Below are 14,243 nucleotides of genomic sequence, written 5' to 3'. Positions count from 1 at the left end.
GGTTACGCTCAGGCCGCAGCGCCGCCACGGCCGTTCACCAGACGCGGCAGGACACGGAAGCCGACGCCACCGGCGATCATGGTCGCGGCGCCGATGACCAGGAACGCGGTCTGGCCGGCACCGGTCTCGGCGAGCTGCTTGCCGTTGCCCTTGCCCTGGGCCTGGGTGTCGGAGCCGGTGTCGGTGAGCTGCGAGGAGCCCTCCTCCTGCGAGGCGTTGTTGTTGCCACCCTGCGGAGTGTCGTTGTTGCCGCCGGTGCTGGAGGAGCCATCGGTGCTGCTGCCGCCACCCGTGTTGCCGGAGCCACCGTTGGTGCCGCCACCATTGGTGCCGCCACCGTTGGTCGTGCCGCCGTTGGTCGTGCCACCGTTGGTCGTGCCACCGTTGGTGCCGCCGCCATTGGTGCCGCCACCGTTGGTCGTGCCGCCGTTGGTCGTGCCACCGTTCGTGGTGCCGCCGTTGGTCGTGCCACCGTCCGTGGTGCCACCGTCGGTCGTGCCACCGTCCGTGGTGCCACCGTCGGTCGTGCCGCCGTCGGTCGTGCCGCCGATGGTGACGGTGCCGCCGACGCCACCGTCGGTGGTGCCACCGTCCGTGGTGCCACCGTCGGTCGTGCCGCCGTCGGTCGTGCCACCGTCCGTGGTGCCGCCGTCGGTGGTGCCACCGTCCGTGGTGCCACCGTCGGTCGTGCCACCGTCCGTGGTGCAGACGGCGATCGGGCAGCCGCCGTCGGTGCCGCCGTCGTCACCCTCGCCGCCTGCGTGCGCACCCAGGCTGATCGGGCCCGCCTGGACGTTGAGGTCCAGGGCGGAGGCCGCGCCGGCGGCGGTCAGTGACGCACCGGCCGCGATCACGGCGCCGGCGGCTATCCGCGCGACCCGGATCCGCGTCTTCTTCGTCATGTGGTTGCTACCCCCAGTAGCTGTTCGTCAATGAGGCGGCGCGTGGGGCGTGCCGTGATCGACGGAGGCAGCCGGCGACGAAGTGCGCGTCTCGATCCCCCGGTTCACATGCGCCCCAGACGTACGCATGCCGAGCCTCACCCTTCCGATTTTTCAAAGCAACGTCAAGGGCGTTGCGGGCGCAATGTCCGCTGGAACGCTGTTTGAGGGGAGTTGGAGGCTGTGAGTGTGATGTAAAACCCAGACAAAAGACAACTGCCGCCTCTCGGGCGGCAGTTGTCATGTCGACAAAGTTACTTCTCCTGCTGCTTGCGCCAGCGAATACCGGCCTCCAGGAAGCCGTCGATCTCACCGTTGAACACGGCCTCCGGGTTGCCGACCTCGTGCTCGGTGCGCAGGTCCTTGACCATCTGGTACGGGTGCAGCACGTACGAACGCATCTGGTTGCCCCAGGAGTTGCCGCCGTCGCCCTTGAGGGCGTCCATCTTGGCCTGCTCCTCCTGGCGGCGCCGCTCCAGCAGCTTGGCCTGCAGGACGTTCATCGCCGTGGCCTTGTTCTGGATCTGCGAGCGCTCGTTCTGGCAGGAGACCACGATGCCGGTCGGGAGGTGCGTGATGCGGACCGCGGAGTCGGTCGTGTTGACGCCCTGGCCGCCGGGGCCGGAGGAGCGGTAGACGTCGATCCGCAGGTCGGACTCGTCGATCTCGACGTGGTCGGACTGCTCGACGACGGGGAGCACCTCGACACCCGCGAAGGAGGTCTGACGGCGGCCCTGGTTGTCGAAGGGCGAGATGCGCACGAGGCGGTGCGTGCCCTGCTCGACGGAGAGGGTGCCGTAGGCGTACGGCGCCTGGACGGAGAAGGTGGTCGACTTGATGCCGGCCTCTTCCGCGTACGAGGTCTCGATCAGCTCGGTCTTGTAGCCGCGCTGCTCGGCCCAGCGCAGGTACATGCGCTGGAGCTTCTCGGCGAAGTCGGCGGCGTCGACGCCACCGGCCTCGGCGCGGATGTTGACGAGCGCCTCACGGGAGTCGTACTCACCGGACAGGAGGGTGCGGACCTCCATCTCGTCCAGCGCCTTGCGCACCGAGGCCAGCTCGGACTCGGCCTCGGCGCGGGTGTCCGGGTCGTCCTCCTCCTCGGCCATCTCGAAGAGGACGGCGAGATCGTCGATCCGGCCGCGCAGCGCCTCCGCCTTCCTGACCTCGGCCTGGAGGTGGGAGAGCTTGCTGGTGATCTTCTGCGCCTCGTCCGGGTTGTCCCAGAGGGACGGCGCGGCCGCCTGCTCCTCGAGCACGGCGACGTCTGCCCTCATCTTGTCGAGGTCCAGGACGGCCTCGATCGACTCCATGGTCGAGGAGAGGGACTTCAGCTCTTCGGATACATCGACGACTGCCACGCATCCAGCGTAACGGCTGCCGCAAGCACTCTCTGCCGAGCTCTCCGGCCGACCGGGACAGGCGCGGGCAGGCGGGCAGGCGGGCAGGCGGGCAGGCGGGGGAAAGATCGGTGACCGCTGCGCCTACGGTGCCGACGTGCTGTGGGTGGCCGGGGCCGGCCGGTCGTCCCCGTCGGTGGACGCCAGCCACGCGCCGACGCCCACGACGGCCGCGAGGACCGCCCCGGCCACCCCCAGCGTCACCCTGCGCCGCCGCACCGCCGCGCGGTGGCGGGCCGAGCCGGGCCTGGGCGCGCCGGACGCGCGAGGAGCACGAGCCGTGCCGTGCGCGCCGCCCGCCAGCTCGTCCGGCGCCGGCACCCTCATCGAGGTGTGCGTGTCCCGGTTGGAGTCCGGCTTGGCGCCGGGGACGAGGGACACCGCCCCCCGCCGCCGTACCGGCTCACCGTGCGGGGCCGGCGGCGGGGGCTCCTCGGCCGCCTCCTCGGAGAGGTCCGGCTCGTCCACGTCCAGCGGGGACATGCCCGCCAGTGTCGGCAGCTGCTCGCGCAGCCGCGCCGCCAGCTCCGAGGCGCGCAGCCGGGACGCGGGCGCCTTGGCCAGGCACTGCACGATCAGCTGCCACAGCTCTTCGGGGATGCCGGGCAGCGGTACGACGGTCTCGGTGACGTGGCGTCGCAGCACCGCGCCGGGGTGCCCGCCGCCGAAGGGGGTGAAGCCGGCCAGCAGCTCGTACAGGACGGTCGCGAGGGCGTAGATGTCCACGGCCGCGCGCGGCGGCAGGCCCTCGACGATCTCCGGGGCCAGGTAGTCCGGCGTACCGATGATCTTCGTGGCCCGGGTGCGCCTGGGCGTGTCGATCAGCTTGGCGACGCCGAAGTCGGTGAGCAGTGCCGGGTGGGCACCGCCGGGGCCGAGCGGGCCCTGCATGTCGAGGAGCACGTTCTCCGGCTTGACGTCCCGGTGCACGACACCGGCCGCGTGGGCCGCGGCCAGCGCGTCGGCGACGTCGGCGACGATCGCCACGGCCGCCTCGGGGGCGAGCCGCCGCTCGCGCTCCAGGCGGGTGCGCAGGTCGGTGCCGCGTACGAGGTCCATGACCAGGGCCAGGTCGTTGCCGTCGACCACCAGGTCGCGCACGGTGACGATGTGCGGGTGCTCCAGGCCGAGCAGGGCGGTGCGCTCCTGGACGAAGCGTCCGACGAGCTCCTGGTCGGAGGCGAGGTCCTCGCGCAGCAGCTTGACGGCGACGGGACCCTCCGGCCCCTCGCCCAGCCACACCGTGCCGGCGCTGCCCCGCCCCAGGATCTGGTTCGCGGTGTACCGGCTGCCGATCTTCCGTGCCAAGACTGCTCCTACAGACGCGTGTTGTCGTTAAAACTACGCGTCGAACGAGCCAACCTTCACCGCGGAGACGGAAATCACCCGCCAGATGTCGACAAATCCGCAAACTCGCGGCCGGTTCTCACCGGTTCCGGCGGTCAGTTGCCCCCGCCGGAGGAGCCGCCCAGATCCTTGATCCACTTGCTCGCCTGGCCGGCCCAGTGACTCACCTCGTGCCAGTAGCTCCTGCCCTGGCCGATCCAGGTGTGCAGCGGGGTCAGCTCATAGATCAGCCAGCTCGCCACGACCAGGATGACGATCGTGAACAGGCAGCCCTTCAGGCAGCCGAGCCCCGGGATCTTCATCGGGTTGGCGCTGCGCTGCCTCGGCGGGCGGGGCTCCCGCGCGGGCCGCTGCGGTTCCGGCGCGGGCGGCGCGTAGCGCTGCGGCTGCTGCGGCGGGGCGTACTGCTGAGGCTGCTGCGCCTGCTGGGGCGCGTAGCCGTAGCCCTGCTGGTACCCCTGCTGCCGGCCGCGCGGCTGCGGCTGCTGGGGGCGGCCCTGCGGCGCCTGGCGCGGCTGCTGCTGCTGGGGCCGGGCGACCTGCCGCTGGGGCCGGTGGCGCAGCGGGTCGTCCTCCGGGGACAGGTACTGGATCTGCGTCTGCTCGTTGCGGTCGCGGGCCGCGCGCAGCTGGGTCTGCCAGGGGTGCGGCTGGTCGGGCTGCTGCCCCTGCGGGCCGGTGTTCGGCAGCACCGCCGTCGGGTCCGCCGCGCCCGTGTTCGGCAGTACGGCGGTGGGGTCGGCGGCGCCGAGCGGGCCGCCGGTGTGCGGCAGCACGCTGGTCGCGGCGTTCGGGTCGTACGCCCCCCGCGGGCCGGTGTTCGGCAGGACCTGGGTGGGGTCGGCGGCGCCGGGCACACCCGGGACGGCGGTCGGGGCCGGGTCCGGCGCGAGCAGCGCGCCGACACCCTCGGCGGCGGCGATCTGCGCGGCGTTCGCGTGCACACCGATGCCCTCGGCGACGACCCTGAGGCCGCGCGCGAGGTTCTCGGCGCTCGGCCGCTCCTCGGGGTTCTTGCGCAGGCACCGCTCTATGACCGTCCACAGCGGGTCCGGGACGGTGGAGGGGCGGCGCGGCTCGGCGCTCAGGTGCTGGTGCAGGACCTCGAGGGCGGTGCCGCCGGAGAACGGCGGACGGCCGGTGACCAGCTCGTACAGCAGGATGCCGGCGCCGTAGATGTCCACGGCGGAGGTCTGCGGGCGGCCCTCGGCGGACTCCGGCGCCACGTACGCGGGCGTGCCGACGAATTCCTGGGTGCGGGTCAGGCCCGGGGAGTCGGCCAGGCGGGCGATGCCGAAGTCGGTCAGCATCGGGTGCATCTGGCCGTCGTTCTGCGCGAGCAGCACGTTGGCGGGCTTCAGGTCGCGGTGGACGACGCCGTCGGCATGGCTCGCGGCCAGCGCGTCGGCGATCTGCGCGGTCATCAGCGCGGCGGCGACCGGGGTGAGGGGGCCGTTCTCGCGCAGGTAGCGGTGCAGGTCGGGGCCGTCGACGAGGTCCATGACCAGCGCCAGCAGATCGCCCTCGACGACCAGGTCGCGGACCCGGACGACGTTCGGGTGGGTGAGCCGGAGCAGCACGGAGCGCTCGCGCAGGAAGCGCATCACGATGTCCGGGTCGCTCGCCAGCTCCTCCTTGAGGACCTTGATCGCGACCGTCTCGCCGGGCTGCCCGGCCACGGCCGCCTCGGCGCCCGCGGTCTCGCGCTGGCGGGCACGCCAGACGGTGCCTGTGGCGCCGCGTCCGAGCGGCTCCTCAAGCAGGTACTTGCTGCCGACTGGCCGCACGTCACGCGCTCCCTGCTGCTTGCTGATGCTTGCTTGCCTGCATTCCGTGTTCCGCCCCACTGTAGTGCCGCCCTTCAGAGCACTACGCAAGCGTTCCCGACCGTGTTCGAGATGTTCGATCAGTTCGACACGCCGGGGGTGGAACGAGGAGTTCATCGGAAAGACGCTCGTCCCGGTCCACTGGTTGCCGAAGTCGGACGTGACCGATCTCAAGTGATCGCCGGTACGGCACTGGTCAGGCACTTTTGGGGGCACAGCCGACCAATCAAGATCACTTGTCACCGGGTCCCGGGCGCGCTGTCAGTGGCGGGTGCGAGGATGCCTTCAAGTACTGGCCGACGTGCTCGTGTGGGGTGGGGATGCAGATCCGGCTGACCGTCGTAGACCCGCTGGGCCCTGCCCCGCAGCGGGGCCGCGCCGCGAGCCGCGACGTGCTGGTCACGGCGCCCACGGGCACGGACCTGGCCGCGGTCGCCTCGGCGCTGGCCGCGGCGGTCACCGGGGAGGGCCGCGACACCTCCAACACCACCGTCGTGCTGTACGCCGGCACCGAACGGCTCGACCCGCGCCGCTGCGCCCTCGGCGAGCCTCCGCTGGTCGACGGCGCCGTGCTGTCCCTGGGCGCTCCGGCCGCCGCCGAGCCGCACCCCGAGCCGGGTGACGCGCCGACCCAGCTGCATGTCGTCGCCGGCCCGGACGCGGGCGGGGTCCATCTGCTGCACGGCGGCCGGATCACCGTGGGCCGCTCGGCCGACGCGGACGTACCGCTGGACGACCCCGACGTGTCCCGGCTGCACTGCGCGGTGACCGTGGACGCGGACGGGCGCGTCTCGGTCGCCGACCTCGGCTCCACGAACGGTACGACGCTGGACGGGACGCGGGTGGACGCGCGTCCGGTGCGGTTCCCTGCCGGGGGCCTGCTGCGGATCGGGGAGTCGGCGCTCCGGGTCACTCCTGTCGCTCCCGCCGGGGGGACGGGGGCGCGGACGGTCTCCGACGGCGAGGGGTGCCTCCGGGTCGTCCGGGAAGCGGGGGCGGGTGCGCCGGGGGACCTCCGGCCCTCGGCCGGGTCCGGTTTCCCACCCGCGGCACCCGTGCGGGCGGCGTCGCCGGGTGCGGGTGGGACCGGCGGGCGTGCCGTGGGGGCGGTTCAGCACGGCTATGGCTCTGCCGGCTGGGGGACGTCCGGCAGTGGGGGCCAGGAACACCGGCGGGGGGACGCCACGGTGGTGCCGGGGCAGGCCGGGGCACCGTGGGTCGAACAGCGGGGCGCGCGGACCACGCCGGCCGGCGCGGCTCCCGGTGTCCCTTCCGGCGGGGACACGCACGCGGGGCGCTTCGGCGTCGGCGCGGCGGGCGAGGCGCCGCTGGGCAGTGGCCGCAAGGGCACTCCCGTCCGGGGCATCGACACCCCCCAGGCCGTGCGACGGCGCGGGCTCGGCGCCTGGGCGCGCAAGCTTGCCGGTGGACGCGGGGAACACTCCGCCGGCCTCGAGGAGTACGACGGCGCCACGGCCCCCGCTCCGACCGCCCCGGCGGCCGGAGCCCCCCGGCAGCAGCCCGAGACCTGGCCCGATCCCGCCGCTCTGCTGCTGACGGCGCTCGGTCCCGGCCCCCGGCTGTGGGAGCGCGGCCCCGACCACGCGGAGGCGCTGACCGTGCGGCTCGGTACGGCCGACCGGAGCACGCCGGACGGCTCCGGTGTGCTGCCCGCGGTGCCCGTGACGGCGGCACTGCGCGAGGCGGGCGCCCTCGGCCTGGCCGGTCCGCGTCCCCGGCTGTCCGGGCTGGCCCGCGCGGTGCTGGCGCAGCTGGCCGCGCTGCACTCCCCCGACCTGCTGGAGATCGTGCTGATCAGCGCCGACCGGGCGCGTCCCGTGGAGGAGCGCACGGCGGAGTGGTCCTGGCTGGGCTGGCTCCCGCACGTCCGGCCGGGCCACGGCCAGGACTGCCGGCTGCTGCTCGCCTACGACCGCGAACAGGCGGCGGCCCGCACGGACGAACTGCTGCGCCGGATGGAGGACCACGCGGCGACCGGCAGAAGCGCGGCCCACCCCGGCGCCGCGCGGGTCCCCGGTACGACGCCGGTCGCCGCCGCACCCGTCGAGCCCTCCGGCACGACCCCGGCCGACGGCGCCCCCGGCACTTTCGGACACGGCGATCCGTCCGGCACGGCCGCGTCCGGACCGGGCGCCGGTCTCCCCGGGGCCACACCCGCTCCGGCCGGCCGGCCGGAGACCGCCACCGAGCGTTTCAGCACGGCCGGCATCCCGGCCGAAGGGCCCGTTTCCGGCGGCCCCGCCCCCGCGGCCCACACCCCCGGCACCCCCGCCCACGAGTCCCTTTCCGGCCACCCCGGCTCCCCCACCCGTCGGCCCTCCTGGGCCAAGGAGGACAGGGACGTCGGGGGAGGCGGTGGGTTCCCCGGGCCCTACACCGTTGTCATCGTGGACGGGGATCCCGGAGGGACCGCGCTGCGGGACGCCGTCGCGCGGCTGGCCGTGGCCGGGCCGCGGGCCGGGATCCATGTCGTGTGTCTCGCCGAGACCGAGCCCACCTCGCCGGCCTCCCCCGTGGCCGTGACGTACGAGGCCGCGTGCGCGGTGACGCCGACGTTCCGGCACTGCGGTGCCGTGGCGCTGCTCAGCGGGGACGTCGCGGCGGCGCTGCATCTGATGCGGGTGGCGCCGAGCGGGCCCGTCGGCGCGGGCGCCCTTGCGGCCGTGGACGCCGTCTCCCCCGCCTGGGCGGAGCGGTTCGCGCGGGCGCTGGCCCCGCTGCGTCCGGACGGCCCGGCCGGCGAGCGGGACACCCGGGTGGCCACCCCGTTGCCCCAGTCGGCGCGGCTGCTGGACGAGTTGGGGCTGGCCCGGGCCACCCCGGCGTCGCTGATGGCGCGCTGGGCGGACGCGGCGGACGACACCCAGGCCCTCGGCGGCCGGGCGCGAGCCGTGCTCGGTGCCGGGCCGCGCGGGCCGGTCGGTGTCGACCTCGTCGCCGACGGGCCGCAGCTGCTGGTCGAGGGGCCGGCCGGCAGCGGTCGGACGGAGTTGCTGCGGGCCGTGGTGGCCTCGCTGGCCGCGGCCGAGCGGCCGGACCGGCTGGGCGTGGTGCTGATCGACGGACGGGACGGGGTCGGGGCGGGCGCGGCGCGCGGTGAAGGGCTGCGGGTGTGCACCGACATACCGCACGTCACCACCCATCTCATCGCCAACGACCCCGTGCGCATGCGGGAGTTCGCCCAGTCGCTGACCGCCGAGCTGAAGCGGCGGGCGGAGTTGCTGGGCCGGACGGACTTCGCGCAGTGGCACACGGGGCGTGAGGTGTCGGGCCGGATCGTGGCGCAGCGCACGCCGTCGAGCGGTGACATAGAGACGCCGCCCAGTTCCACCCTGCGGCTGCGGCCGGGAGCGGCGGCGCGGCGGCAGGCCGAGGCCGCACCGCCGTTGCCGCGGCTCGTGGTCGTCGTCGACGACCTGGACGCCCTGATCGCGCCCCCGCTCGGCTCGCCGGGCCGGCCCGCCGCCGGGTCGGTGATACGCGCGCTGGAGGCAGTGGCCCGGGAGGGCGAGCGGCTGGGTGTGCATCTGGTGGCGACGGCCGGGCCGGGTGGCCGTACGGCGGAGACGGACCCGGCGCGCCGGGCCACGCTGCGGGTCGTCCTGGACGCCCCGGGCCAGGGGCCGGACGAACCGGCGCCGGGGCGTGGGCGGTTGACGTACCCGGACGGGCGGGTCGTCGGTTTCCAGGGCGGCCGGGTGACGGGCCGTATCCCGCGGACCGCGACCCAGCGGCCCACGGTCGTGCCGCTGGACTGGCAGCGCATGGGCGACCCCCCGGCCCGCCGGCCCGTGCGGGAGCTGGGCAACGGCCCCACCGACCTGGCCCTGCTGGCGAGTGCGGTGCAGCGCGCGGCGCGGGAGGTGTCCGCAGCGGAGGTGCCCTCGCTGCTCTGACCGGAAACAGCCGGAACCGACACGCATACCTCCCTGATCACGAGCCGGTCACGATGAGCCGCCGGACGGCGCAGGCGCTCTTGCCGCCCTTGTGCGGCGCGGCGTACACCGGAGCGCACGGACAGAGTTCTGACGTTCAACGAAGAACGACGAACGGGGAAGTGATGCGCAGCATGAGCAGCACCATCCGGACACGCAGGACCGTCACCACACTCGCCGCACTGCTCACGGGAGCCCTCGCGCTCAGCGCCTGCTCCAGCAGTGACAGCGGCAAGAAGGGCAGCGGGGACGGGACGGAGCCCGCCCCGGCCGGCTCCACCGTCACCCTGCCGAAACTGAACGGCGCGAACCTGGAGATCGCCGCCGTCTGGACCGGCCAGGAACAGAAGAACTTCAAGCAGGTGCTGGCCGAGTTCGAGAAGCGCACCGGCGCGAAGGTCACCTTCGTGCCCGCCCAGGACCCGATCATCAACTTCCTCGGCTCGAAGATCGCGGGCGGCCAGCCGCCGGACGTGGCGTTGCTGCCGCAGCCCGGCGCCATCAAGCAGGCCGTACAGCGCGGGTGGGCCAAGCCGCTCGGGTCCGAGGCCCTGCAGGAGCTCCAGAAGAACTACTCGCAGGGCTGGCAGGACATCGGCAAGGTCGGCGGCAAGCAGTACGGCGTCTACTACAAGGCCGCCAACAAGTCGCTGATCTGGTACAACGCCAAGGTCTTCGAGAACGCGAACGCCAAGGAGCCGAAGACCTGGAAGGACCTGCTGACCGCGGCGGGCGCGGTGTACGACTCCGGGGTCACGCCGTTCTCGGTGGCCGGCGCGGACGGCTGGCCGCTGACCGACTGGTTCGAGAACGTGTACCTGTCCCAGGCGGGCCCGCAGAAGTACGACCAGCTCGCCCAGCACAAGATCAAATGGACGGATCCCTCGGTCAGGCAGGCGCTGACGACGCTGGCGCAGATCTGGGGCCGGAAGGACTATCTCGCGGGCGGCCAGGACGGCGCGCTGCAGACCGAGTTCCCGGCCTCGGTCACCCAGACCTTCACCGGCGGCGACCAGCCGAAGGCCGCGATGGTCTACGAGGGCGACTTCGTCCAGGTCAACATCGGGGAGACCAAGGCGAAGGTGGGCACGGACGCGAAGGTGTTCCCGTTCCCTGCGGTCGGCTCCACCGCACCCGTGGTGTCCGGCGGTGACGCGGCGGTGATCCTGAAGGACTCCAAGGCGGCGCAGGCTCTGGTCACCTTCCTCGCCTCCCCGGACGCGGCGACGATCCAGGCGAAGCTCGGCGGCTATCTCTCGCCGAACAAGAACGTGCCGGTCTCGGCGTACCCGAACGCGGTGCAGCAGAAGATCGCCAAGGCGCTGATCGCGTCCGGTGACGACTTCCGCTTCGACATGTCCGATCAGGCCCCGCAGGCCTTCGGCGGCACCCCGGGCAAGGGTGAGTGGAAGGACCTGCAGGACTTCCTGAAGAACCCGGCGGACGTGGCGGGCGCCCAGGCGAAGCTGGAGAAGGACGCGGCGGCCGCGTACGGAAGCGGGAGCTGATCCGGCGATGGCGTCGGCAGCAGCGGCGGCCGGGGCCCCACCGGGCCCCGCCGCGCCCCGCGGTCGCAAGAGCGTGACCGGCACCCGCAAGACCGTGGCAGCGCTGTTCCTGCTGCCCGCCCTGGTGCTGCTCGGCGCGCTCGTGGTCTACCCGATCGGGTATTCGGTCATCCGCAGCTTCTACAACGCGAACGGCGACGGTTTCGCCGGCGCCGGCAACTACCGGACCCTCTTCACCGACGACGGCATCCGCACCGCCCTGAAGAACAACGTGATCTGGGTGGTGTTCGCGCCCACGGTGTCCACCGCGCTCGGTCTGGTCTTCGCGGTGCTGACCGAACGGGTGCGCTGGGGCACGGCGTTCAAGCTGGTCGTCTTCATGCCGATGGCGATCTCGATGCTGGCGGCCGGGATCATCTTCCGGCTGGTGTACGACCAGGATCCGAACAAGGGCGTCGCGAACGCGGTGTGGGTGGGCGTGCATGACACCTTCGCCCAGTCGTCGGCGTTCCCGAAGGCCCATCCGGGCCGCGAGTCGCCGCTCGTGGCCGAGGGTGGCGGCTTCCTCACGAAGGCCACGGTGCACGCCGGGCGGCCGGTCGCCCTGCCCCTCGTCGGCGTCGCCCCGGACCAGATGCCGGACGGTGCGAAGAAGGCCGTGGCCGCCAGGCCGGAGCCGGCGAAGATCACCGGCACCACCTGGCAGGACTTCACCCGCGGCAAGGGCGTCGGACGGCTCGGCGCGCCCGACCCGTCCGAGCTGGGCTACGCCGGGATGCGGATCGAGGCGGTGAAGGACGGCAAGGTGGTCGCCTCCACCGAGGCGGCCGGCGACGGCACCTTCACCCTGCCCGCGTCCGCCGACGGGGCCCGGCTCCGGCTTCCGGCAGCCAACTTCAGGGAGCCGTACAACGGCGTCGAGTGGCTCGGCCCGGCGCTGGTCACCCCCGCGGTCATCGGGGCGTACGTGTGGATGTGGGCGGGCTTCGCGATGGTGCTGATCGCGGCCGGCCTCGCGGGCGTGCCCCGGGAGCTGCTGGAGGCGGCGCGGGTGGACGGCGCCACCGAGTGGCAGGTGTTCCGCAAGGTCACCGTGCCCCTGCTCGCGCCGGTCCTCGCGGTGGTCACCGTCACGCTGATGATCAACGTGCTGAAGGTGTTCGACCTCGTCTACATCATCGCGCCGGGTTCCTCCCAGGACGACGCCGACGTGCTCGCCCTGGAGCTGTACCGCAAGGGCTTCGCGGAGAACCAGCCGGGCGTCGCGAGCGCGATCGCGGTGCTGCTGCTGGTGCTGGTGATCCCGGTGATGGCGTTCAACATTCGCCGGCTGCGGCGGGAGGTGCGGCGATGACCTGGCTGCTGGAGAAGATCAACGGTGGTCTGGTCCGTGTGTTCCTGATCGTCGTGGGCCTGTTCTGGCTGGTGCCGACGGTCGGGCTGCTCATCTCCTCGCTGCGGGCCCCCGAGGACATGAGCGCGAGCGGCTGGTGGAAGGTGTTCGCCAAGCCGTCCCAGCTGACGTTCGACAGCTACCGCAAGCTCCTGGAGAACGGCGACATCACCCGTTCCCTCTGGAACACCGTGCTGATCACGGTCCCGGCGACGGTCCTGGTGGTCGTGGTCGGCTCCCTCGCGGGCTACGCGTTCGCGTGGATGGAGTTCCCGGGCCGGGACTGGTGGTTCCTGGGCGTGGTGAGCCTGCTGGTGGTGCCGGTGCAGGTGGCGCTGATCCCGATCGCCGAACTGTTCGGCCGGATCGGCCTGTTCGGGACGATCCTCGGGGTGATCCTGTTCCACACCGGCTTCGGTCTGCCGTTCGCGGTGTTCCTGCTGCGGAACTTCTTCGCGGAGATCCCGCGCGAGCTGCTGGAGGCGGCCCGGCTCGACGGCGCCGGTGAACTGCGGCTGTTCGCACGGGTGGTGATGCCGCTCGGCGGGCCGGCGATCGCGAGTCTCGGCATCTTCCAGTTCCTGTGGGTGTGGAACGACATGCTGGTCGCGCTGGTGTTCACCAAGTCGGGCACCCAGCCGATCACGGTCGCGCTGCAGACGCAGGTGCGGCAGTTCGGGAACAACATCGACGTGCTGGCGCCGGGCGCGTTCATCTCCATGGTGATTCCGCTGGCGGTGTTCTTCGCGTTCCAGCGGCAGTTCGTGTCCGGGGTGATGGCGGGCGCGGTCAAGTAGTTACAAAGGGGACACTTTTCAAGGGGCGGGCCTTAAGCGGCCCGCCCCTTCGCGTTCACCCCATGTCCCCCATATGCCGTACGAACCGTAACCAATTCACTCCATCGGCCGTTCCCGGTCAGAAACCCCGCGCCGACCGACGACCCTTGGATGTCCCGTGCCCAGGTTCAGTGTCATTGTCCCCGCGTACAAGGTCCAGGCGTATCTCTCCGAGTGCCTGGACTCGGTGCTCTCGCAGTCGTATCCCGATCTGGAACTGATCGCCGTGGACGACTGCTCACCGGATGCCTGCGGCGCCCTCATCGACGAGTACGCGGCTCGTGACGCGCGCGTACGGCCCGTGCACCTGGCCGAGAACCAGGGCCTCGGGCGGGCCCGTAACGCGGGCGTGGCCGAGGCGCGGGGCGACTACCTGGTCTTCCTGGACAGCGACGACACGCTCACCCCGGACGCGCTGCGCTCGATCGCCGACCGGATCAAGGAGACCGGCGAGCCGGACGTCCTGGTGTACGACTACGCGCGCACGTACTGGGACGGCCGGGCGGTCCGCAACCAGGCCGCCGACCAGCTCACCGAGCAGGGCCCCGCGCCGTTCCGCCTGGAGGACCGGCCGGGGCTGCTCAGGGTGCTGATGGTGGCCTGGAACAAGGCCTACCGGCGGGAGTTCGTCGAGGAGCACGGCTTCACGTTCCCGCCGGGCTACTACGAGGACACCCCCTGGACGTTCCCGGTGCTGATGACGGCCGAGTCGATCGCCACGCTCGACCGGGTGTGCGTGCACTACCGGCAGCGCCGGCAGGGCAACATCCTCGGCACCACCAGCCGCAGGCACTTCGATCTGTTCGAGCAGTACGAGAGGGTGTTCACGTACGTCGAGGAGCGGCCCGAACTGGCGCGGTGGCGCCCGGAGTTGTTCCGCCGCATGATCGACCACTACGCGACGGTGTTCACCAAGCGGGGCCGGGGGGGGGGGGGGGGGGGGGGGGTGTACCTCGACCTGGCGCGCGCCCACTCCAAACACTACCACGTCCCCCGAAACCCTATGCGTCGGTGGAATATCCCCGTTTGATTCGTC

General features: G+C 72.6%; 8 protein-coding genes and 1 pseudogene. 5 read left to right on the top strand and 4 right to left on the bottom strand.

The genetic code is table 11. From position 1 onward, the window contains the following. Positions 1-8 precede the first annotated feature (8 nt). The 4 genes from ACZ7HQ_RS32440 to ACZ7HQ_RS32425 form a co-directional block, all read right to left on the bottom strand. On the bottom strand, positions 9-902 hold the full coding sequence (locus tag ACZ7HQ_RS32440) for a hypothetical protein (protein WP_470997703.1): 894 nt from the start codon (positions 900-902) through the stop codon (positions 9-11). Positions 903-1,195: 293 nt separating this feature from the next. After that, entirely contained in the window at positions 1,196-2,302 is a 1,107-nt protein-coding gene (prfB, locus tag ACZ7HQ_RS32435; RefSeq protein WP_470997700.1) for a peptide chain release factor 2, read from the bottom strand. Positions 2,303-2,425: 123 nt separating this feature from the next. Continuing rightward, positions 2,426-3,649 carry a serine/threonine-protein kinase gene (locus ACZ7HQ_RS32430; protein ID WP_470997697.1) on the bottom strand — a complete coding sequence of 408 codons (1,224 nt, stop codon included), beginning with the start codon at positions 3,647-3,649 and terminating at the stop codon, positions 2,426-2,428. Between the two features lie 134 nt (positions 3,650-3,783). Continuing rightward, a complete protein-coding gene (locus tag ACZ7HQ_RS32425; protein WP_470997694.1) occupies positions 3,784-5,475 on the bottom strand; it encodes a serine/threonine-protein kinase in 1,692 nt (563 codons plus the stop codon). Between the two features lie 359 nt (positions 5,476-5,834). On the opposite strand from ACZ7HQ_RS32425, the gene ACZ7HQ_RS32420 reads away from it, so the two are divergent. The 5 genes and pseudogenes from ACZ7HQ_RS32420 to ACZ7HQ_RS32400 form a co-directional block, all read left to right on the top strand. Then, the gene (locus ACZ7HQ_RS32420) at positions 5,835-9,431 is read left to right on the top strand and encodes an FHA domain-containing protein (protein ID WP_470997691.1); all 3,597 of its coding nucleotides are present in this window, start codon (positions 5,835-5,837) and stop codon (positions 9,429-9,431) included. Between the two features lie 164 nt (positions 9,432-9,595). Further along, complete coding sequence (locus ACZ7HQ_RS32415) at positions 9,596-10,978, top strand: ABC transporter substrate-binding protein (protein ID WP_470997688.1); 1,383 nt, start codon at positions 9,596-9,598, stop codon at positions 10,976-10,978. A gap of 73 nt (positions 10,979-11,051) precedes the next feature. Further along, the gene (locus ACZ7HQ_RS32410) at positions 11,052-12,332 is read left to right on the top strand and encodes a carbohydrate ABC transporter permease (RefSeq protein WP_470997962.1); all 1,281 of its coding nucleotides are present in this window, start codon (positions 11,052-11,054) and stop codon (positions 12,330-12,332) included. Beyond that, complete coding sequence (locus ACZ7HQ_RS32405) at positions 12,329-13,168, top strand: carbohydrate ABC transporter permease (protein WP_470997686.1); 840 nt, start codon at positions 12,329-12,331, stop codon at positions 13,166-13,168. Before ACZ7HQ_RS32410 ends, ACZ7HQ_RS32405 begins: the two co-directional genes overlap by 4 nt. A 157-nt stretch (positions 13,169-13,325) precedes the next feature. After that, positions 13,326-14,243 (top strand): annotated as a pseudogene (locus ACZ7HQ_RS32400) (glycosyltransferase family 2 protein); the annotation flags it as partial.

It is taken from the genome of Streptomyces sp. NPDC037290 (genome assembly GCF_055603245.1).
Note: the sequence above shows the minus strand (reverse complement) of the source record. Positions and strands in the feature narration are given on the sequence as shown.